Source organism: Streptomyces sp. NBC_01320, from assembly GCF_035974375.1.
GTDB lineage: Bacteria > Actinomycetota > Actinomycetes > Streptomycetales > Streptomycetaceae > Streptomyces > Streptomyces yanii.
The window spans coordinates 1,282,558-1,303,402 of sequence record NZ_CP108390.1 but is presented as its reverse complement, the minus strand read 5'-3'; the positions used below and the strand labels follow the sequence as shown (position 1 = coordinate 1,303,402).

The window sequence follows — 20,845 nt, the reverse complement described above, 5'->3', positions numbered from 1 at the left end:
GCAGGTGGACCACTACTGATGGAACATCACGTGCACGGACTATTGCCTTTGTCGAAAGGGTTGACGACCGATGTCACACTCAAGAGACTCGTGGCATTCCACCGACATACCGCGAGGAATCGATGCCGACACATGAGCTCCACGGGATCATCGCGCCCACCGTTCTGCCCATGGACGAGAAGGGGTGCCTCGCGCGGAAGTCACTGGAACGCCACCTGACCGGACTGATCGAGGCCGGGATCCACGGACTGTGGATCAACGGAACCACGGGCGAGTTCCACGCCCTGGACCACGACGAGCGGGCGCTCGCCGTGGCCGTCGCCGCCGAGGTGGCGGGCGGCCGGGTACCGGTCATCGCCCATGTGGGCGACGCGGCCACCGCCGTGACGGTGCGTCACGCACGCGCCGCCATGGCCGCCGGAGCCGACGAGATCGCCGTCATCGCCCCGTACTTCGCCGGCTACGGCAAGGAGGAGCTCCGCGACCACTACCGCGCCGTCGCCGAGGCCGTGGGCATCCCCGTCCTCGCGTACCACATGCCCCAGCTCACCCCGTCCGCCCTGACCGTCGACTGCGTCGTCGAACTCACCCGCGAGGGCGTGCTCTGCGGCATCAAGGACAGCGCGGGCGACATGAGCTGGCTGCGGCTGCTGCTGCGCCGCGGCGCACGGCAGGGAGTGGAGGTGCGCTGCTTCGCCGGCGGGAGCAGCCTGACCGACGTCTCGCTCTACGCGGGGGTGGCAGGCGCCACCACCTCGCTCGCCAACGTCACCCCCCGTCTCCTGGTCGACCTCTACGAGTCCGCCCGTGCCGGGGACTGGCAACACGCCCGGAGCCTCCAGGAACAGCTGGAGGACCTGCTCGATCTGATGCGCGAGGCCCGCCGCGAACCGACGCTCGCCGCACTCGTCGCAACCTTCAAGTTCGTCCTGGCGGCCCTCGGCCGCATCGACGAAGCCCACGCCGCCGAGCCGCTGGCACGCCTGGACGACGAGGAGCGGGGCCGGCTGACCGCGACCGTCGTCCCCAAGGTCCGCGAGCTGGAAGAGGCGGCACGTACACGCAAAGGAGCGTGGACCTGATGACTGACCGCACGCCATCCCCCGACCGGCGCGGCATGCTCGACCGGCGTTCGCTCCTGCGGGCGGGCGGTGGCCTGTTGGTGGCCGCCTCGCTGTCCGGTTGCGGGTTCTTCGACACCGAGCCCGAGGGCGCGGGAGCGGCGACCGGCGCCAAGGGCAAGGAAGCACCCGCGCTGAAGAAGCTCGCGGACGCGGGGAAACTGCCCAAGGTCGCCGACCGGCTTCCGGCCGCCCCGCTGAAGGTGACCCCGCTGGAGAAGTCCGGCGCCTACGGCGGCACCTGGCACTCGGCCATGATCACGCAGGAAGACGTGATGTGGCTGCACTACAGCATGGGTTACGAGCCGCTCGTCGCCTGGGGCCCCACCTGGCAGGGCATGACGAAGACGGAACTCCTGCCGAACGCCTGCGAGAAGTACGAGGTCAAGCAGGGCGGCGCGGAGTTCGTCTTCACCCTGCGCAAGGGCCTGAAGTGGTCCGACGGCCGGCCGGTGACCACGGACGACTTCGCCTTTGCCTACCACGACTACAACGTCGACCCGGACCTCCACCCGGGCGGCGTCTACGACCTGTGGATGTCGAAGTCCGGGAAGAACGCGAAGTTCGAGGTGGTCGACGACCACACCGTCCGTTACGAGTACGAGGAGCCCAAGCCCGGCTTCCTGGAGGAGATGGCGGGCACCTCCGGCATCGTCATGCTGCTGCCGGCCCACTACATCAAGCAGTTCCACCCCAAGCACGGCAAGACCGCCGACGCGCTCGCAAAGAAGGCCGGCCTGAGCAGTTGGACCGACTACCTGCCGCTGCGCGCCGACTGCTGGGCCAACCACCAACTGCCCACCCTCAACGCCTGGTTGTCCAAGAACGAGCTGGGCAAGGGCAGCAGCCTGGTCGCCGAGCGCAACCCGTACTACTGGAAGGTCGACCCGGACGGAAGCCAGCTCCCGTACATCGACAAGGTCGTCGTGGAGAACATCCAGGACGTCGAGGTCGAGGTCCTCGAGGTCACCAACGGCGACCTCGACATGCAGCTCACCCACTTCGGGACGATCCGCAACAAGCCAGTGATCTCCCGCAACCGGAAGAAGGGCGCCTACCGCCTGATCGAGGTGAAGTCGGCCCTCGCCAACACGATGATCATCGGGTTCAACCAGACCCACTCCGACCCCAGGAAGCGCAAGCTCTTCGCCAACAAGGACTTCCGGATCGGCCTGTCGTACGCCATCGACCGGAAGAAGATCATCGACACCATATACGGCGGCCAGGGCATCCCCTGGCAGTGCGGACCCGCGGAGGGCGACGAACTCTACAACAAGCAACTCGGCAGCCAGTTCACCGAGTACAGCGTCGACCGTGCCGCCGAGTACCTCGACAAGGCCGGCTTCACCCGCCGCAACGGCGACGGCATCCGCCTCACGAAGGACGGCGACACGGTCGCCTTCACCGTGCTGGTCGTCTCCGACCAGCCGGACCAGGTGGACGCCTGCGACCTGATCCGCGGCGACTGGGCGAAGGTCGGCGTCAAGGCCAACATCCAGCGGCTCGCCGAGACCCTGTACTGGGAGCGCGTCGAGGCCGGCGAATCCGAGGCCGCGACCTGGCAGGGCGGCTCGTTCGACCTCCGCACCGGCGCCGGCGGCAACCACTACTACCTGCCGACCAATCCCCGTGGCTCCTCCCGCTTCGGCGGCAAGTGGGCCGAGTGGTACACCAGCGAGGGCAAGTCGGGCGAGGAGCCGCCGGCCCGCGTACGCGAGCAGCTCGAACTCAACGACAAGCTGCGGGGCACCTTCGACGCCGACGAGGCGCTGGGCCTGGCCAGGAAGATCCTGGCGATCACCCAGGAGGAGTTCTACTACATCGGGATCTCCACCCCGCCGTCGGAGTACGGCATCGTCCGCAACAACATGTTCAACGTGCCCGAGGAGTTCAGCGCGGCGGTGGCGCACCAGGCCCCCGGGCCGAGCAATCCCGCGACCTACTTCTTCTCCGGCAAGGCCTGACCCGGACGGGGGACACCCATGCTCTCGTTCCTCTCCCGCCGTGTCATGTGGATGGTCGTCACCCTGTGGGCGGTCTCCCTGGCCTCGTTCTTCATCATCAGCCTGCCGCCCGGCGACTACGTCTCGACTCTCCAGGCCGAGGCGGAGAGCCGCGGCGAGATGATGAGCGATTCGCAGCTGTCCGCCCTGCGCTCCCGCTACGGCCTGGACCAGTCCTTTCTCGCCCAGTACTGGAAGTGGATCTCCAACATCGTCTTCCACGGGGACTTCGGGCAGGCGTTCGCCTGGAACAGCCGCCCGGTTTCCGACCTCATCTGGGACCGCGTCGGACTCTCCTTCTTCCTCTCCGTCTCCACCCTGCTGTTCGTCTGGGCCATCGCTTTCCCGATTGGGATATTCTCCGCGGTGCGCCAGTACTCGCCCGGCGACTACCTGGCCACCTTCTTCGGCTTCTTCGGCATGGCGGTGCCCGAGTTCCTGCTCGCCCTCGTCTTCATGTGGGCCGGCATGCGGTTCTTCGGGACCAGCCCCGGCGGCCTGTTCTCCCCCGAGTACCAGGACGCCGCCTGGAACCTCGGCAAGGTGCTCGACATGGGCGCCCATCTGTGGCTCCCCATCGTCATCATCGGGCTGTCCGGTACCGCCGGCCTGATCCGCATCACTCGCGCCAACCTCCTGGACGAGCTGTACAAACCGTACGTCGTCGCGGCGCGCGCCCGCGGGATGCCCGAATGGAAGCTGCTGCTCAAGTATCCGGTCCGGATGTCCATGAGCCCGTTCTTCTCCACCGTCGGATGGCTGCTGCCGGGCCTCATCAGCGGCGAGACCATCATCTCCATCGTCATGAGCCTGCCCACCACCGGACCGCTCCTGCTGAGCGGGGTGGAGAACCAGGACATGTACCTCGTGGGCAGCTTCGTCCTGATCCTGTCCACCCTCACCGTCATCGGGACTCTGATCAGCGACCTCGCCCTCGCCTGGTGGGACCCCAGAATCCGGCACCGCTACGAGGGAGGGTGAGCCGCCGTGCTGACCAGGAACCACAAGCCGGCCGCACCGCCGGCCGAGGCGGACCCGGAGCTCGAATTCGATGCCGCGGCCGCCAGGAGCTCCCCCTGGCGGCTCGTGTGGCGCAAGTTCCGCAAGCACAAGCTGGCCGTGGCGGGCGCCGTGGTCGTGCTCCTCGCGTACGTCGTCGTCGTCTTCGCCGAGTTCCTCGCGCCCACCTCGACCAGCACCAGTGACTCCACCCTCACCTACGCCCCGCCCCAGATGGTCAAGGTCGACCTGAGCTGGTCCGACGGCCTGCAGATGTACGTCAACGGCTACCGCACCGAGCGGGACCCCGAGACCTTCGAGCAGATCCACACCCTCGACCCCGACCTGCGCGTCCCCTTGAGGTTCCTCCCGCGCGGCGACTCCTACGAGATGTGGGGGATCATCCCCTGGGACCGCCATCTCTTCGGCGCGGCCCATGCCAAGGACAAGGTCTTCCTGCTCGGCAGCGACCGGCAGGGACGTGACCTGCTGTCCCTGATCATCCAGGGCTCGCGGGTCTCGCTCTCCATCGGCCTCATCGGGGTCGCGGTGAGCTTCCTGCTCGGCCTGCTGTTCGGCGGCGTCTCCGGCTACTACGGCGGCGCCCCCGACACGCTCATCCAGCGCGTCATCGAGTTCCTGATGGCGATCCCCACCCTGCCCCTGTGGCTCTCCCTCTCCGCCGCCGTGCCGGCCGACTGGGGGCCCATGATGCGGTACTTCGCCATCACCACCATCCTTTCCGTCCTCGGCTGGACCGGACTCGCCCGCGTCGTGCGCGGACGGTTCCTCTCGCTGCGCGAGGAGGACTTCGTGACGGCTGCGCGGCTGGACGGCTGCGGCCGCATCCGGATCATCTTCCGGCACATGGTCCCGTCGATGTCCAGCCATGTCATCGCCTCGCTCACCATGGCCGTCCCGGCGATGATCCTCGGCGAGACCGCCATGAGCTTCCTCGGCCTGGGCCTCCAGTCGCCCGCCGTGAGCTGGGGCGTCCTGCTCCAGGAGGCCCAGAACGTGCGGACGCTGGAGACGGCGCCGTGGCTGCTGATACCCGGCGTCGCGGTCTTCGTGACCGTGCTCGCCATGAACTTCGTCGGTGACGGGCTGCGGGACTCCGCAGACCCGTACAAACAGTAAGGGGGTGCGATGCCGACGACAGAGGCATCGTGGGAGCGTCAGCAGACGCCACCGCGGCAGAACATTCTCGAAATCGAGGGTCTGCACACGCAGTTCGAACTCGATGACGGCGTCGTGAAGGCCGTCAGCGGCGTCGACCTCGCCATCGCCCGGGGTGAAGTCCTCGCCGTGGTGGGGGAGTCGGGCTGCGGCAAGAGCGTCATGGCGCGCTCCGTGCTGCGTCTCGTGGACCGGCCCGGCAGGATCACCGGCGGACAGATCCGGGTGCGCACCGACGACGGCGCGGCCGACATGGTGAGCGCCGCCCCCGAGACCGTCCGGGAGGTGCGGGGCAAGCGGGTCGCCATGGTGTTCCAGGAACCGATGTCCTCGATGAGCCCCATGCACACGATCGGCAACCAGATCGGCGAGGCGATCCGGCTCCACGAGCGTGTCACCAAGGCCGAGGCCCGTGCCCGCGCCGTCGAACTCCTCGGCCGCGTCGGCATCCCCGCACCCGAACGGCGCGTCGACGAGTACCCGTTCCAGATGAGCGGCGGCATGCTGCAGCGCGTGATGATCGCCATGGCGCTCTCCTGCGGCCCGCAGCTGCTCATAGCCGACGAGCCGACGACCGCGCTCGACGTCACCACCCAGGCCCAGATCCTCGACCTGCTGCGCGGCCTCCAGGAGGAGACAGGAATGGCGGTCATGCTGATCACCCACGACCTCGGGGTCGCCGCCCAGATGGCCGACCGCGTCGCCGTGATGTATCTGGGCACCGTCGTCGAGGAGGGGCGCGTCGAGGACGTGTTCCGAGCGCCGCGCCATCCGTACACCACAGCGTTGCTGCGCTCGGTGCCCAAGCTCGGGTCCGGATCGCGTGAACGGCTCCGGCCGGTCCGGGGCATGGTGCCCCATTCCTACCGGCGGCCGTCCGGATGCCCCTTCCACCCGCGCTGCGACGAGTTCATGGCCGGCCGTTGCGACGTGACGGTCCCGGAGCCGCTGCGGGACCAGAGCCGTCCGGGCGCGGTGAGCTGCCTGCTGTACGAGGAGCACGAGGAGACCACCCCATGACGGCACCGCCCTCCGAAGTCACGGCCACGGCCGCAGCCACGGCCACCGGAACCGCCCCGCTGCTGCGGACACACGGCCTCACCAAACACTTCCCCATCCGGCGAGGACTGCTGGGCCGCGCCGTCGGCCGGGTACGCGCGGTCGACGGAGTGGACCTGACCGTCCCGGCAGGCCGCACGGTAGCCCTGGTGGGAGAGTCGGGCTGCGGCAAGAGCACCCTGGGCCGCTGTCTGATGCGGGTCTTCGAACCCACCTCGGGCGAGATCTCCTACCGTCGCACCGACGGCACGGTGATCGACCTGGCCAAGCTCGACGAGCGTGCCCTCAAGCCGTACCGCAGCGAGATCCGGCTGGTCTTCCAGGACCCGTTCGCCTCGCTCAACCCCCGCATGACGCTGCTCCAGATCATCGGCGAACCCCTGCGCGTCAACCTCGGTCTCGGCACCGCCGAGACCGAGGAACGGGTCGCGGAGCTCCTGCGCCGCGTCGGGCTGCGCCCCGAGTACCTGCGGCGCTACCCCAACGCCTTCAGCGGCGGCCAGCGCCAGCGCGTCGGCATCGCCCGTGCCCTCGCGCTCGCCCCGCGCATGGTCGTGGCGGACGAGGCTGTCAGCGCGCTCGACGTGTCGGTGCGGGCGCAGATCCTCAACCTGCTGAAGGACCTCCAGGACGAGTCCGACCTGACGTACCTGTTCATCTCCCACGACCTGGGCGTCGTGGAGTACATGGCCGACGAGATCGCGGTGATGTACGTGGGCAAGGTCGTGGAGACGGGGGCGACCGACGAGCTGTACGGGCAGCCGCTGCACCCCTATACCGAGGCCCTGCTGTCCGCGGTGCCCGAACCCGACCCGGGGGCGCGCCGCCGGGAGCGCGTGGTGCTGCGCGGTGAGGTGGCCGACGCCTCGAACGTGCCGCGGGGCTGCCCGTTCCACCCGCGCTGCTTCTACGCGCGCGACCGCTGCCGCACGGAGGTGCCGGCGCTGCGGGAGATCGCACCCGGCAGGACGTCGGCCTGCCACTTCGCCGGAGAACTGGAACTGAAGGGATGCCGAGCATGACGGGAACGGAACAGGGGAGGGGGCCGGCGCACGACCCGAGATTCGATGGTGTGCTGCGGCCCCGGCCGGGCGATCCCGGTGTGCGGGAGGCGCTGCTGCCCGCCCCGCACCCGGGCGACAGCCACTCCGCGAGCCTCCTCGAACTCGACGACGGCGACCTGCTGTGCGCCTGGTTCAACGGCCCCGACGAGGGCGACCGCGACACCAATGTGGTGCTGTCCCGGCTGCCGCTCGGCGGCGACCGCTGGACCGGGGCCATGGCCATGTCCGCCGACCCGGACCGCTCCGAGCAGAACCCGGTGCTCGACCAGCGGCCGGACAGCACCGTGTGGCTGTTCCACCCGTCCAACGAGCCGCACGACCAGAAGACCGCGCACCTGGTCGCCCGCACCTCGCACGACGGCGGCCGCACCTGGGACCCCGCGCACATCGCCCATGAGGGACCGGGCGTCTTCGTACGCAACCCGCCGCTCGACCCCGGTGACGGAAGCCTGCTGCTGCCCGCCTACCGCTGCCGCGCCGAGGGGGAGCACAGCACCGTCCTGATCAGCGAGGACGAGGGCGCCTCCTGGAAGGAGTACGACGTCGAGGGGAGCGACCACCTGGTCCAGATGAGCGTCGTCCGGCGCGTCGACGGTTCGCTGCTCGGCCTGCTGCGCAGCCGCGCCGCCGACCGCATCCACGCCACGGTCTCCACCGACTCCGGACGCAGCTGGAGCAGGGCGGTACCGACCGAGCTGCCCAACAACAACTCCGGCGTCCAGGTCACCCGGCTCGACAGTGGTGCCCTGGCGCTGGTCTACAACCACGCGAGCCTGGAACGCGGCGAGTTCCGCTGGGTCGGCGAGGGCGAGGGCCGCCGCAGGAAGGCACTGCGCACCCCGCTCACGGTGGCCCTCTCCGACGACGACGGCCGCACCTGGCCGGTGCGCCGCGACCTCCAGTGCGCCGACGACGAGTACTGGGAGGCCGGCGAATTCGGCTACTCCTACCCCTGCGTCATGCAGAGCCGCCGCGACGGCCTGCTGCACATCGCCTACTCCTACCTCCGCAGGACGATCAAGCACGTCACCGTCTCCGAGGACTGGGTCAGGGAAGGACGCTCATGACCACCGGCACCACGGTGGAGCGCTGGGGCACCTTCGAGCTGACGCTCGGCGGCCCGGCCGACGGGAACCCCTACCGCGACGTCGAGTTCGGCGCAGAGTTCCGCCACGGCCACCGGGTGGTGCCCGTCGACGGCTTCTACGACGGAGACGGCGTCTACCGCGTCCGGTTCATGCCGGACCGGGAGGGCGCCTGGACGTACACCACGCGCTCCCGCGCCCCGGCCCTCGACGGCACCGCGGGCGGCTTCACCTGCACCCCGGCCGGCCCGGGCAACCACGGCCCGGTCCGGGTCGCGGGCCCGAGGACCTTCCGGTACGCCGACGGCACCCGGTACCTGCCGTTCGGCACCACCTGCTACCACTGGACCCACGACGAGGACCTCAAGGCGGAGGAGGAGACACTGCGCACCCTCGCCGCGTCCCCCTTCAACAAGGTCCGCATGTGCCTGCTGCCGACGCTCGACATGGCACCGCCCCGGCTGGTCTTCCCCGGCCTCGGCCCGGGCCGGCCCCGGCCCGGCGAGCTGGACAGGTCCCGTTTCGACCCGGCGTTCTTCGCCCACTTCGAAGCACGGGTGCGCGACCTGCTGGAGCTGGGCGTCGAGGCCGACGTCATCATCCTGCACCCGTACGACAAGGGGCACTGGGGTGTGGACGACATGAGCTCCGAGGAGGACCTGTTCCTCGTCCGGTACGTCGTCGCCCGCCTCGCCGCATACCGCAACGTCTGGTGGTCGGTCGCCAACGAGTACGACTTCAACAAGGCCAAGACCGTCGAGGACTGGACCCGCATCGGCCAGTACGTCCAGCGCCGCGACCCGTACCAGCACCTGCGGTCCATCCACAACGGCACCCGGATGTACGAGTACGAGCGGATCTACGACTTCCGCCACGCCTGGACCACCCACCAGTCCATCCAGCACTGGGACGCGCGGATGACCCCCGAGTGGCTGGACCGGGTGCGAAAGCCGGTGGTGATCGACGAGATCGGCTACGAGGGGGTGCTCGGCCGCCGCTGGGGCAACCTCTCGGGCCGGGTGCTCCTGCGCCAGTTCTGGCACGGTATGGCCGCGGGCGCCTATGTCGGACACGGCGAGTGCTTTCCCGAGCAGGATCCGGACGACTGGGCCTGGATCTCCCGAGGTGGCCGGCTGCACGGCGAGATCCCGGCGCGCATCGCGTTCCAGCGCCGGCTGTGGGAGGAGTCGCCCGATGCGCGGTTTTGGTACTTCGGCGACCGGCTGCACCGCCATTACGACGTGGAACTGCCCGACGACGGTGTCCCCCGGGTCCTCGACCTGATCGACACCTGGAACATGACGGTGAGTCCGCTGCCCGGCGGGCCGCACCACGGCACGGTCCGCGTTCCAATGGACCACCGGCCGGACCTGGCCCTGCGTATCCGGAAGGTGACATGACAACGCACTCTGCGGCTCCGCGCACGGACCACGGGCCCGTGCGCGTACACGGAACCCGCTTCCGGCACGAGGACGGCACCCCCTTCCATCCGTTGGCCACCAGCGTCCCGCAGGCCGACGAGAAGACCCTGCGGGCCCTGAAGGACGCCCCGTTCACCAAGGTGCGGCTGCTCGACCACGCCCTTCCGCTGGACGTCCTCGATCACCAGGTCGCGGCGCTCGGCGCACTCGGCCTGCAGGCGGAGGTGATGCTGGACGGCCGGGACATCCCCCGGACCGTCGCCCGGCTGGCGGGGCGGCCCAACGTCTGGTGGTGCGCGCCCCCCGTCCACGAGGCGCAGACCGATGTGCAGGAGCACGACCACGGACACCACCCGCTCACCGTGCACGGCCCGCCCGGGACCGACTTCGGCGCCCCGTGGATCACGCACGCCTCGGTCGCGCACCCGCAGACGCGGGCCGTTTCGGGCCTGGTGCGGGATCTCCGCAAGCCGGTCCTCGTCGACGACTGCGGCGCCGAGGGCGACGACCCGGAGGATCCGGAGCGTGCCCTGACCGGAACGGAGCTGCTCTGCCGCCTCTGGGAGGCGGTGTGCCGTGGCGGCTACGGCGGGCACGCCGAGGCGTGGGGCGAGGACGCCTGGAGCGACGGCGGCGGCCGGCTGAGCGGCACCGCCGTGGAGCGCGTCGCCTTCCTCGGGGATGTGCTCGGCGCGGCCCCGGCCGGCCTCGGCCACACTCCCGAGACGTACGACGCCTCGACCTTGGAGGCGCCCGGCGAGTACGTCCTGCAGTACCTCGGGCCGCACCGCTACCCCAGGCGTTCCTTCGCGCTGCCCGGCGGCACCTGGAGCGTGGAGGTCCTGGACACCTGGAACATGTCGGTGCGGGCGCTCGACGACGCCGGCGGCGACCGGGTGACGGTCGAACTGCCCGCGGAGCCGTACCTCGCGATACGGCTCCGCAGGCGGTGACTCACCAGTCGAAGCCTGCCGCCACCTGGGACTTGATGTAGGCGGGGATGTCGGTCTTCTCGGTGATCTCCAGCGCCGAGGAGACCTTCAGCCCGTCCCGCAGGACGTGCTGCCGGAACACCATGTACAGCGGCAGGTCCCAGAACTCCGTGTTCTCGTAGTCCCGCACGACGGCGTTGTCACCCCAGAAGACCGCCGAGGTGTCGATCCTGTCCAGTTCGGGGATCGCGGTGCCGAAGGCGGCCTCGACGGCGCCCGAGCGCAACGCGGGCTTCAGGGCGTGCCGGGACAGCTCGGTCTGGCCCTCCTGGGACACCAGCCACTTGAGGACCTGGAGGGCCTGGGCCTTCTTGGAGGACTGCGGCGGCAGGAACGCGGCGATGGTGTTGGGCTGGTAGACGGCGTTGTCGCCGCTGCCGAGCACCGGCACGGACGTGATGCCCAGGTCGATCTTCTTGGCCAGCTCGCGCCACTCGTCCGCGTCGTCCTCCTCCAGGTACAGCGAGCTTCCCGCGTACGCGGGAAGTTTGCGGAGGTTGTCCACCGCCATCGCCACGCTGCCGGTGGTCAGGTAGTCGTCCACCGTCGTGAAGATGTTGTGCGGGTGGAGCAGGAAGCGCTCCAGGTTGCTGCCGAGCCGCTGCCAGCCCTCCGAGGTGATGTTCACCTTCACGTCCTCGGGCGCGGGCGTGCCGCCCCGCCCGGGCACGAACGGATACAGACCGAGCTGGTTGAACTCCAGGTACATGTCCGGATGCTGGAGGTATCCCTTGTACGCGACCAGGTCCTGCTCGAAGGTCAGCTTCTTGGCGAGGCGGAAGGCCTCGTCGTAGGTGACGCCGTCGGCCGGGGTCCTCAGACCCTTCTTGTCGAAGACCTTCTTGTTGTGGAACATGATGTATTCGTCCAGGAACACCGGCACGCCGTACAGGCCGCCGTCCGAGCGGGCCTTGATCTGGGCGACGGCGCCAGGGTTGAGGGAGCCGAGGTCGATGCCGGTGGCCCGCAGGTCGTCGGTGAGGTCGCGGGTCCAGCCACGTGGTTCCAGATCACGGTCGATGCGCCGGCGTGGGTCCTCCAGGATGATGTCGGGAACGACGCCCGCCTTGTCCAGGTCCTCGTACCGGACCGGCTGGTCCCAGGCCACGGCCTTGATCTTGAGGCCGGGGAAGGCCGCGCGCATCGCGTCGCCCACGACCGTGTCGAAGAAGCCGGGGTACTCGAACGGCTTGTAGTTGGCCATGAAGACGAACAGCTCGTCGTCGCAGACTTCGAACGGCTCGTCGTACTTGTTCGGGATGGCGGTGCAGGAGGCGCCGGACGCGGAGGTGGTGACCCGCCCGGTGGCGGTACGGGCCTGGGCCGGAGTGGACGCGCCGATGCCGACTCCGGTGAGCGTCGCGGCGCCGACCGCGGCGGCGGCTCCGCCGACGAACTTCCGGCGGCTCGGCGGCTGCTGTTCACTCTGCTGCGGGTGCGGGGTCATACGTGTGCCTCTCCTTCTAGGGGGAATCGCCGACGGGCCAGACGATAAGGCCGGCAAGGAACGCCACTGGTATGCCAGTCGAATGCCACAATGGTTCACCTGACGGTTCGAACGGTCAACAGTGCCTACAGAAAAGGGAGTTGTGAATGTTGAGGATCAGCAGCGGAGCCAGATACGTCGAGTTCGCCGAAGGCGACGGACGGAGCCCGTCGCGACTGGTGCTCGGCCACGACGACGGTGGGGAGCCGGCCCGGCTCGCGGTCCCGCTGGATGACCTCCTCGTCCTTTCCGTCGGCCGCCCCTGGGCCCCCACCCGGCCCGGCGTCGGAGCCTGCGAGGTCCGGTCCGCCGGGGACCGGCTGGAGATCCACTGCACCCTCGCGGACCCGTCCGAGCTGGAGGTCCGGCTCTCCCTGGTCTTCGAGGACGACCTGCTGCACCTCCGCACCACCTGGCGCTGGAACGGCGGCACTCCATGCCGGGACGTCGTCCTGGGCATCGCCCTGCCGCTGCCCGCCCGGCGGCCGGAAGCGGTCACGCTGCCCCTGGTCCTCTACCGCGGCAACCCCTCGGCCGACCCCGGCCGCGTCGTCCCGCGCCTGGCGGCGGACACCGGCGGACTCGTCGTCGAGGACCACCGGCTGCCCGTCCCCTGCGCACACGCCGAGTGGGGGAGTGGCGGCGAAGACCGGTATGCCACTCTGTTCGCGGCCCGGCCGGGACCGGGCTCCCTCGGTGCGATCCACCGGCCCCGGGGGGTCACCCTGCTCGGCGTGAGCGGCGCCCTGCTCCTCAACGGCGAGCCCGACGTCGCCTACGTCCACAAGGCCCGCACCGCCCCGTGCGCGGCGGGCTACCGCGACCTGGCCCCGGGCGAGGAGCACCACGCCCACCACGCCCTCGACTGGGGCCGCACCAGCCGGCCAGGACACGGCTTCCGCACCCTCGTCCACCGCGGTCTGGCCCTGTACCGGCCGCGCGGCGCGAACCCGCTCTCCCAGGACGCACTGGTCCGCCTCAAGACCGAGGCCCTCGACCGGCGCTGGTACGACGACGGCGACGCCGCCGGCTACCTCAAGTTCACCGGCCCCGGCCACCGGGCCGGGTTCATGTACGGATGGACGGGCCAGAGCCTCCGGCTCGCCTGGTGCGACGCCCGCCTGGGTATCGAGAACGACGAACCCCGGCGCGTCGAACGCTGCCGCAAGGCCGTGGAGTTCCATCTCGCTGGCAGCGCAGTCCCTGGCGCGCCTGGACTGCACCTCAGCTTCTACGCCACCCGGGAACGCCTCTGGGCCGGGTTCGACGGGGAGGAGGGCCCGTACGTCTCGGCCCGGGCCTTCGGCGACAACCTCTGCGATCTCGCCGACATCGTACGGCTGTTCCGCCGGCACACCCTCGACGTCCCCGGCGCGTGGGTGCGGACGCTCACCGAGGGCGTCGCGGCGGCCTGCGGTGACGGGCCGCCGCCCTTCGGCTGGCTCACCGACGGCACGCCCCTGACCTCCTTCGCCGGGACGGCCGGGCTGCCCTGTGTCCTCGCGATGCTCAAGACGTACCGCGTCACCGGCGAGCCGCACCTGCTCCGGGACGCCGGGGCGCTCGTGGAGGAGTACCACCGGCGCTTCGCCGACGACTACACCACCCCCTTCGCCCGCGCCACGCTCGACGCCGCCTGCGAGGACAAGGAAGGCGGCATGGCCTACTTCCTGTGCGCCTACGAGCTGCTGCGGCTCACCGGCGAACAGCGGTGGGCCGACCGCGCCCAGGAGGCCGCCGACTGGCTCCTCACCTGGGTCTACCAGTGGGACACGCCCTTCGGACACGGCTTCTCCACCACCGGCTGGCCCGGTGTCAGCGTCCAGAACCACCACATCGACGTGTTCTTCCCGGCGTACGAACTCGCCCGGCTGGGCGACCTCGTGGACCGGCCGGTCTACCGCGAGCTCGGCGAGCTCATCCTGAACGCCTTCGGCCAGGGCATCTGCACCCGGCCGGGGGAGTGGGGCTTCGACGACCCGGGAGAGCAGGCCGAGGGCTTCTTCCCCACCAACTGGCAGGACCGCGGAAGCGGCAACACCTGGAACCCCTCCTGGGTGACGGCCCAGGTGTTGTCCCAGGTGCTGCGCATGCGGTCCGGCCGGTCCCCTCAGCCGGCGCCGCCGGGTGCCGGCTCGGGCCGGTGGATGCCCCGGGGGCGGTAGCCGAGCGCCTCGCCGACCCCGAGCAGGTCGGCGAGCAGCCAGGTCACCGCGAGCCACATCTCGGTGCCCTGCAGTCCGGGGAGGCGGTCCTTGCGCTCCCCGGGCTCCAGGGCGAAGGAGAACCCGGCGCCGTCCTGCCACCTGGTCAGCACCCGCTCCAACTGCCCCCGCGCCCAGTCCCGGCCCTCGCCGGCCCGGTGCCTGGTGCGCCGGGCGCAGAGCCACAGCGGATGGGCCACGTCCAGGACGTCGCACGCCGTGCCCCGGTCCGGACCGAACCATGCCGGATCGAGGCTGTGCGCCAGCACCGTGTCCACGACCCGCTCCGGATACGGAACCGGAAGCCCGAACTGCGCGAAGGACCCGCGCGAGACCCGGTAGAAGCCGTTGACCGGCTGTCGCCAGCCCTCCCTGGCATCCGGCTCGCCCCACAGGCCGTGCCGTGGGTCGGCCCGCGACAGCAGCCAGCCGAACAGCGCCTCGGCCTGCGGTGAGGCGCTGGGGGAGGCGTCCAGGGAGGCGAAGTGCAGCGCCGTCCCCACCCCGTCCACCCAGTTCCCGCTGCGCCACGCCTCGGTCCGCCACGGCAGCGCGTCCAGCCGCTCCACCAGCCGCTCGGCCGGCAGTCCGGTGACGGCCCGCACCGGGTGCGCGAAGCGTGAGCCGAGCAGGCCGAGCGCGTAGCCGACACAGAGGATGTGGTACATCGCCGCGTGGTCGTCCAGCGACGGGGCGGGACCACCGATCTCCGGCACCAGCCCCGTCAGAGGGTCCTGGAGCGCCCGCAACCGCTCCACCAGCGCGTCGCGGTCCTCACCGGGCGGCGGGCCGCCCAGCAGCAGGTCCGCGATCTCCACCGCGTCGCAGCCGGCGCGCACCGTCGGCGCGGCCCCCGGCCGGTCGGCCGGCACGCCCTCCTTACGGCAGCGGTCCAGCACCCCGGCCGCCTGCTCCCGGGCCCGCCGCGCGAACGCCTCGAGCCGTCCGTCGAGACCGCCCGCCGACGGCCGGGCGGAGGAAGGGCCCGGGCCCGGCGCGGTGTCCCGCCGGTCCCGCAGCCGCCGTGCGGGGCTGCCCGCCGCCACCGACCAGGCCGGCAGGTCCTTGGTGACCACCGCCCCCGCCCCGACGACGCAGTGGTCGCCGATGGTCACCCCGTCCACGACCACCACGTGGGAACCGATCCACACGTCGTCGCCCAGGACGATCCCCTTCGAGGTCAGGGGCTGCTTGTGGACCGGCGCGCCCGGGGCGAAGCCGTGGTTGAACCCCAGCAGCGAGGTGTGCGCCCCCACCCGCACCCCGTCTCCCATCAGCACCTTGCCGCGGGCCGTGGAGAACGGGTTGAGCGTGCAGTTGCGGCCCATCGACACCTCGTCGGTGACGACCGCGTGCGCGCCGACGTACGACCGGTCGCCCATCCGCAGGGAATCGGTGTGGACCCCCGCCCACGGAGACACGAACACCCGGTCGCCGAACTCGGCCGTACCGCCGTCCGCGCGCAGCCGCTCCGCGAGCGCCTCCTGGTGGGCGAGCTGCGCGGCACGCTCCTCGTCGTCGCTCCTGCTCCAGAACTCCCAAGGACAGTGATCGAACCGCCCGGGGCGTGCCTCACCCTCCGTCACGGCCACCGGTCACCTTCTCCCTCGCGTATCCGGACACGTGCGTGACGATGTCCTCCTCCGCCAGTTCCTCGAACCTCACGTCCTCCAGGAGCAGTTCCCGGATCGGCGCGTGGGCGTATCCCCGGGCGAGCACGCCCCGGCGGGCCCGGCCGACCGTCGCCCGGCTGACGCTGACGTTCTCCACCCGGGGCGGGTAGGCACCCGTGTCACCCTCGCCCCGGTCGAAGTCGCAGGTGATGAACTCCTTGGTCAGGTGGGTGACCGTCAGGTCCGTGAGGTGGACGTTCTCCGCGAAGCCGCCGCGCACCGAGTTGGTCTTGATGTACAGGCCGAAGTACAGGCCCGGGCCGCCGATGCGGCAACGCCGTACGTACACGTTGCGGATGCCTCCGGTCATGTCGCTGCCCAGGGTGATCGCTCCGTAGCGGTGACGCAGCACGCAGTCCTCGATCACGATGTTCTCGCTCGGCGTGGCGACCCGGCGGCCGTCGGCCTCGCGCCCCGACTTGATGGCGATGCAGTCGTCGCCGGCCGTGATGTCGCAGCGCCGGATCACCACGTCCCGGCAGGACTCGGGGTCGATGCCGTCGTTGTTGGGGCCGATGCTGTCGATCACCACATCCTGGACGGTGACGTTGGTGCACAGCACCGGGTGGATCTCCCACATAGGTGAGCGGACGATCGTCACCCCCTCGATCAGCACGCCGTGACACCGCCGGAACTCGATGAAGTCGGGGCGGAAGTGCCGTCCGTCGGCGTACACACGCTGTTCGACCGGGTCGTTGTCCTCGGCCTGCCGCCACAGCTCGGGCCAGTCCTGCTCCTGGTGCGGCATGCCCGGCCGCCAGCCGAACTCCTCCTGCCCGGCCCAGGGCCACCAGTGCTCCTCGTCGGCCTGACCGTCCAGCACACCGGAACCGGTGACCGCGATGTCCCGCTCGTCATGGGCATGGATGAACGGCGCGTAGCCGTAGCACTCGACGCCCTGGAACCGGGTGAGCACGGGCGGCAGGTACCGGGCCGGTTCCTGGACGAAGCGCAGCGTGGCGCCCTCCTCCAGATGCAGCTCCACCTGGCTGCGCAGTCGCACCGGACCCGTGAGGAAGACTCCGGGCGGGACGGTGACCCGGCCGCCGCCCGCCGAGTGGCAGGCGGTGACGGCGTGCCTGATCGCGAGCGTACAGTCGGTCCGCCCGTCACCGGCGGCGCCGTACGCGGTCACCGGGAAGTCGCGGCCGGGGAACCGGGGCGGCACCACCCGGGCCGTCACCGCGTCCGCCTCGGCCCACGGGTCCCCGACCGGAGGATCTGCCGGAGTTCTCATCTGCGGGCCGGTCAAGGCGACGCCTCCTGGCCGTTGATGGTGACGTCGCGCAGCACCAGGCCCTCGATGTTGCACTGCTCGTTCGGACCGGTCATGCCGTTGAAGGCGCAGTCGCTCAGCAGCACGTCGTGGATCGGGTTGGCGTCGTTGCCGATGAAGGTCCAGGCGCGCGGTCCCGCGCTGGTGGTGACCCGGTGGATCTCGATCCGCCGCACGTCCGGGTAGAAATCGCCGGTCTCCACCCGTTCGTAGTCCAGCGCGATCTCCACGACCGCGTCCCCGACCTCGCCGACGGTGATGTCGTGGCACAGCACGTCGCGCAGGTAACCGCCGCGCAGCGGGTTCGACTTGAGGCGGATCGCCCGGTCCAGGCGCGGGCTGTCCATCACGCAGTGCCGGGCGACGATGTCGGAGATGCCGCCGGAGTTCTCGCTGCCCAGGGTGACGCCGCCGTGCCCGTCGCGCATCTCGCAGCGCTCGACCAGGGCGTGCTCCATCGGCACACCCACCCGCCGGCCGTCGGCGTTCTTGCCGGCCTTGAAGGCGATGCAGTCGTCACCGGTGTCGAAGAGGCAGTCCTGGATGAGGACGTACGAGCACGACTCGGGGTCCACCCCGTCGTTGTTCGGCCCGACCGGGCTGTCCACGGTGACACCGCGCACGGTGACGTTGGTGGACAGCACCGGGTGGATGTTCCACATCGGCGAGTTGCTGACCGTGACGCCCTCGACGAGCACGTCCTGGCAGCGGTAGAACTGGATCATGTTGGGCCGCAGGAAGTGCCCCGCGCCGAACACGCGTTGCGGCACGGGGGTGCCCGCGTCTCCCATCGCCAGCAACTGCTTGATGTCGGGGTTCTGCGGCGAAGGGCCCCCGTCCACCCCCTTGGTCCAGTCCCACCAGTGCGTCCAGTCGGCCTGCCCGTCGAGGGTGCCCCGCCCGGTGACCGCCACCGTGCGGCACTCGAAGGCGTACACCAGCGGCGAGTAGTTGAAGCACTCGACGCCCTCGTACCGGGTGTAGACGGCCGGCAGATACGCCTCCGGCTCCTGCCGGAACCGCAGGGTGGCCCCCTCCTCCACGTGGAGGTCGATCCGGTCCCGGAGGTGGACCGCCCCCGTCAGCCATTCGCCGGGCGGCACCACGACGTGTCCGCCGCCCGCTCGCGCACATGTCTCGATGGCGTCCCGGATGGCGTCCGTGCAGTCGTGCACGCCGTCCCCGACGGCTCCGTGGTCGGCGATCGACACCCGCAGCTCCGGGAAGCGCGGGTCGTGGATCCTGGCGAGAATGCGGGCGGCCCGGCGCTGCGCCCCGGGCACCGTGGACCCTTCCGCGTGCGTGGTGGATGCGGTGCCGGCCGCCACCCCGGCGGCGGCGAGACCCGCCGTGGCGAGGAAGGTCCTGCGGTCGGGGGCGTTCACCAGGACCACTCCTTCGCGGGAACGTGCAGCGTGTACTCGCGCAGGGGGGCCTGCGGCGAGGGGGTGCGGTTCGGATACATGGGTCGGGTGATTCCTTCCGGGTCGATGCCGATGACGTCGTCGCCGCGCCAGCGCGTGCGGTAGACACGTCCGGCGGCGGTCTCGTCGGTGACGTTCTCGGGCAGGGGAAAGGTGACGGTGACGCGCTCGCCCGCGCGGGGCTCGCGCACCGAGAGCGAGCCGTCAGAGGCCCACAGGCCGGGCTCGTGCCCGTGCCGGGTGCGCTCGCTCCCGCCGGGCGCGGTGCGGACCACCCGCACCTGCGCGTAGCCCGCCCAGGCGGGGACGCGCAGCCGCAGTTCGCGGCAGTCCTCGCGGACGTCGAGGTCCACCCTCCCGGTGTGCGGGAGGTGGCTGAGCACGTGGGCGAACCGGCTGCCGCGGTTGAGCAGCAGGTTGACGCGGACCAGCCGCTCGTCGCCGGTGACGGCGAGGGACCAGCCGGTGAACAGGCCGCGGACGCCGGATCCGACGCAGCAGGCCTGTACGTCCGCGGTGTGGCCCCGGCCGAGGACGCTGTCGCAGACATAGTCGTTGGGCGCGCCGTACCCGGCGAACGCGCCGCGCAGCCGCTCACCGACCCGGTGGTGGGTGACCCACCCCGGCTCGTCCAGCGTGCGGTCGGGGGCCGAGCGGACCCAGGAGACGTCCAGGAGCTGAGCGGAGGTCAGATGGCCCCGCAGGAAACGCTCCAGTACGCCCCAGTAGCGGTGGTGGCCCGCGCCGGCCAGGGTGCCCGCGATGGCGATCAGGTCCACCAGGGAGCAGGTCTCGTGCTCGTAGCGCTGGCCGGCCAGGTCGCCCGGTGTCCACCCGAAGGCGGTGCACCGGCCGAGCGCCCAGTCGAAGGAGCGGCGCACGAACTCGGTCAGGGCGTGGTCGCCCGAGTCCACCGCGTACCGCGCCAGGCCGTCCAGGGTGCCGAGCCGGGTGTGGAAGTGCCCGCTGCGGTAGGCGAGCGCCGAGTTGAACGAGCCGTCCGGAAGGAACACCCCGCTGTGCTCGGTGATCAGCCGGGCGAACCACCCGCACAGTTCCCAGGCCTGCTCGTTGCCGGTGAGCCGGTGCCAGCGCAGCAGCGGCATGATGAGCCGCCCGCAGAACGACGCCGGATCCGGGGCCAGATGGAGTTGTACCGCGTTGGCGGAAGGCCAGCCGCGGTCGGTGTACTCGGACGCCGGGTAGTACCAGACGTCGCGTTCCTTGACCGCGATCCGGTGCAGTGCCGCCACCAGCCGGTCGGCCGCGGACGCGGCCTCCTCGTCGCCGCTCTCCTGGTACCAGGTGGTGAGCGCGAGCAGGGTGGCGCGCTGGTCGATCATGTTCGCGTTCGGCTCCCAGTGGCCGCGCGGATGGCTGCGCCGCCGGGTGAGCCCGTCGTCGCCGATCAGGGCGAGCAGTGTCTTCCTGTACACCGCCTCGACGTCGCTCCACGACGAGACGCCGGTCATCTGCCGGGCGAGCACGCAGGCGTCGGTGAGCCGGCCATGGCTGGAGCCGTAGTCCCAGTCGCCGTGCCGCAGCGCGGCCGGCTCGGCGGTCAGGTCCGCACCGAAGAAGGGGATGCCGCCGAGATCGGGGTCGGCCAGCCCCACCACGGCGTTCATGGCCAGCTCGGCCCGTTCTTCCAGGAGCAGGGTTGCTGGTATGCCAGTCATCGTTTCCACGCCGTCTCTGAGTCCGGTGAATCAGTGGTGCGCGCGTCGGGGAAAGACGCTAAGCGCGGTAGTGAAGGGCGTCAAGAGCCGCGAAAGTGCTGTACATGACCGCGTGTTGGGGAGCTGGAGGGTGTTGACGCCACCTTTCAAGGGTTCTACGGTTCCGGACGTTCGCCCCTC

At 70.6% G+C, this 20,845-nt stretch carries 15 protein-coding genes; 10 read left to right on the top strand and 5 right to left on the bottom strand.

Translation table 11 applies throughout. The features are described 5' to 3' along the window. Positions 1-122 precede the first annotated feature (122 nt). The 9 genes from OG395_RS06415 to OG395_RS06375 are packed head-to-tail and all read left to right on the top strand — an operon-like array spanning position 123 to position 10,884. Complete coding sequence (locus tag OG395_RS06415; RefSeq protein WP_327242011.1) at positions 123-1,082, top strand: dihydrodipicolinate synthase family protein; 960 nt, start codon at positions 123-125, stop codon at positions 1,080-1,082. Beyond that, a complete protein-coding gene (locus OG395_RS06410) occupies positions 1,082-3,085 on the top strand; it encodes an ABC transporter substrate-binding protein (RefSeq protein ID WP_327242010.1) in 2,004 nt (667 codons plus the stop codon). Before OG395_RS06415 ends, OG395_RS06410 begins: the two co-directional genes overlap by 1 nt. An 18-nt stretch (positions 3,086-3,103) precedes the next feature. Then, positions 3,104-4,105 (top strand): ABC transporter permease, encoded by a 1,002-nt coding sequence (locus tag OG395_RS06405; protein ID WP_327242009.1) that lies wholly within the window; start codon positions 3,104-3,106, stop codon positions 4,103-4,105. 6 nt (positions 4,106-4,111) lie between these two features. Next, on the top strand, positions 4,112-5,263 hold the full coding sequence (locus tag OG395_RS06400) for an ABC transporter permease (protein WP_266991393.1): 1,152 nt from the start codon (positions 4,112-4,114) through the stop codon (positions 5,261-5,263). Positions 5,264-5,272: 9 nt separating this feature from the next. Next, positions 5,273-6,322 carry an ABC transporter ATP-binding protein gene (locus OG395_RS06395; RefSeq protein WP_327242008.1) on the top strand — a complete coding sequence of 350 codons (1,050 nt, stop codon included), beginning with the start codon at positions 5,273-5,275 and terminating at the stop codon, positions 6,320-6,322. Beyond that, the gene (locus tag OG395_RS06390; RefSeq protein WP_327242007.1) at positions 6,319-7,383 is read left to right on the top strand and encodes an ABC transporter ATP-binding protein; all 1,065 of its coding nucleotides are present in this window, start codon (positions 6,319-6,321) and stop codon (positions 7,381-7,383) included. The genes OG395_RS06395 and OG395_RS06390 overlap by 4 nt, the downstream gene beginning before the upstream one ends. Continuing rightward, the gene (locus OG395_RS06385; RefSeq protein ID WP_327242006.1) at positions 7,380-8,492 is read left to right on the top strand and encodes a sialidase family protein; all 1,113 of its coding nucleotides are present in this window, start codon (positions 7,380-7,382) and stop codon (positions 8,490-8,492) included. The genes OG395_RS06390 and OG395_RS06385 overlap by 4 nt, the downstream gene beginning before the upstream one ends. Then, positions 8,489-9,910, top strand: coding sequence for a DUF5060 domain-containing protein (locus tag OG395_RS06380; protein WP_327242005.1), 1,422 nt, complete (start codon positions 8,489-8,491; stop codon positions 9,908-9,910). Before OG395_RS06385 ends, OG395_RS06380 begins: the two co-directional genes overlap by 4 nt. After that, positions 9,907-10,884, top strand: coding sequence for a DUF5605 domain-containing protein (locus tag OG395_RS06375; RefSeq protein WP_327242004.1), 978 nt, complete (start codon positions 9,907-9,909; stop codon positions 10,882-10,884). Before OG395_RS06380 ends, OG395_RS06375 begins: the two co-directional genes overlap by 4 nt. Position 10,885: 1 nt before the next feature. Here the strand turns inward: OG395_RS06375 and OG395_RS06370 are convergent, their stop codons facing one another. Continuing rightward, a complete protein-coding gene (locus OG395_RS06370; RefSeq protein ID WP_327242003.1) occupies positions 10,886-12,370 on the bottom strand; it encodes an ABC transporter substrate-binding protein in 1,485 nt (494 codons plus the stop codon). 146 nt (positions 12,371-12,516) lie between these two features. Between OG395_RS06370 and OG395_RS06365 the strand changes: the two genes are divergently transcribed. Continuing rightward, a complete protein-coding gene (locus tag OG395_RS06365; protein WP_327242002.1) occupies positions 12,517-14,574 on the top strand; it encodes a hypothetical protein in 2,058 nt (685 codons plus the stop codon). Here OG395_RS06365 and OG395_RS06360 read toward each other — a convergent pair. Genes OG395_RS06360 through OG395_RS06345 form a run of 4 tightly spaced genes read right to left on the bottom strand, consistent with a single transcriptional unit; the run spans position 14,520 to position 20,665 of the window. Then, complete coding sequence (locus OG395_RS06360; protein ID WP_327242001.1) at positions 14,520-16,199, bottom strand: DapH/DapD/GlmU-related protein; 1,680 nt, start codon at positions 16,197-16,199, stop codon at positions 14,520-14,522. The two genes, OG395_RS06365 and OG395_RS06360, sit on opposite strands and share 55 nt — an antisense overlap. Continuing rightward, positions 16,186-17,538: a glycoside hydrolase family 28 protein gene (locus OG395_RS06355; protein ID WP_327242000.1), complete on the bottom strand. Its 1,353-nt coding sequence runs from the start codon at positions 17,536-17,538 to the stop codon at positions 16,186-16,188. Before OG395_RS06355 ends, OG395_RS06360 begins: the two co-directional genes overlap by 14 nt. Beyond that, entirely contained in the window at positions 17,535-18,947 is a 1,413-nt protein-coding gene (locus OG395_RS06350; RefSeq protein WP_327241999.1) for a glycoside hydrolase family 28 protein, read from the bottom strand. The genes OG395_RS06355 and OG395_RS06350 overlap by 4 nt, the downstream gene beginning before the upstream one ends. Continuing rightward, complete coding sequence (locus OG395_RS06345) at positions 18,944-20,665, bottom strand: hypothetical protein (protein ID WP_326793486.1); 1,722 nt, start codon at positions 20,663-20,665, stop codon at positions 18,944-18,946. Before OG395_RS06345 ends, OG395_RS06350 begins: the two co-directional genes overlap by 4 nt. Positions 20,666-20,845: the final 180 nt, after the last annotated feature.

Coding starts and splice junctions, on each gene's coding strand:
- OG395_RS06395 (WP_327242008.1), top strand. CDS start 5,273: ATGCCGACGACAGAGGCATCGTGGGAGCGTCAGCAGACGCCACCGCGG.
- OG395_RS06365 (WP_327242002.1), top strand. CDS start 12,517: ATGTTGAGGATCAGCAGCGGAGCCAGATACGTCGAGTTCGCCGAAGGC.
- OG395_RS06410 (WP_327242010.1), top strand. CDS start 1,082: ATGACTGACCGCACGCCATCCCCCGACCGGCGCGGCATGCTCGACCGG.
- OG395_RS06370 (WP_327242003.1), bottom strand. CDS start 12,370: ATGACCCCGCACCCGCAGCAGAGTGAACAGCAGCCGCCGAGCCGCCGG.
- OG395_RS06390 (WP_327242007.1), top strand. CDS start 6,319: ATGACGGCACCGCCCTCCGAAGTCACGGCCACGGCCGCAGCCACGGCC.
- OG395_RS06375 (WP_327242004.1), top strand. CDS start 9,907: ATGACAACGCACTCTGCGGCTCCGCGCACGGACCACGGGCCCGTGCGC.
- OG395_RS06405 (WP_327242009.1), top strand. CDS start 3,104: ATGCTCTCGTTCCTCTCCCGCCGTGTCATGTGGATGGTCGTCACCCTG.
- OG395_RS06415 (WP_327242011.1), top strand. CDS start 123: ATGCCGACACATGAGCTCCACGGGATCATCGCGCCCACCGTTCTGCCC.
- OG395_RS06385 (WP_327242006.1), top strand. CDS start 7,380: ATGACGGGAACGGAACAGGGGAGGGGGCCGGCGCACGACCCGAGATTC.
- OG395_RS06380 (WP_327242005.1), top strand. CDS start 8,489: ATGACCACCGGCACCACGGTGGAGCGCTGGGGCACCTTCGAGCTGACG.
- OG395_RS06345 (WP_326793486.1), bottom strand. CDS start 20,665: ATGACTGGCATACCAGCAACCCTGCTCCTGGAAGAACGGGCCGAGCTG.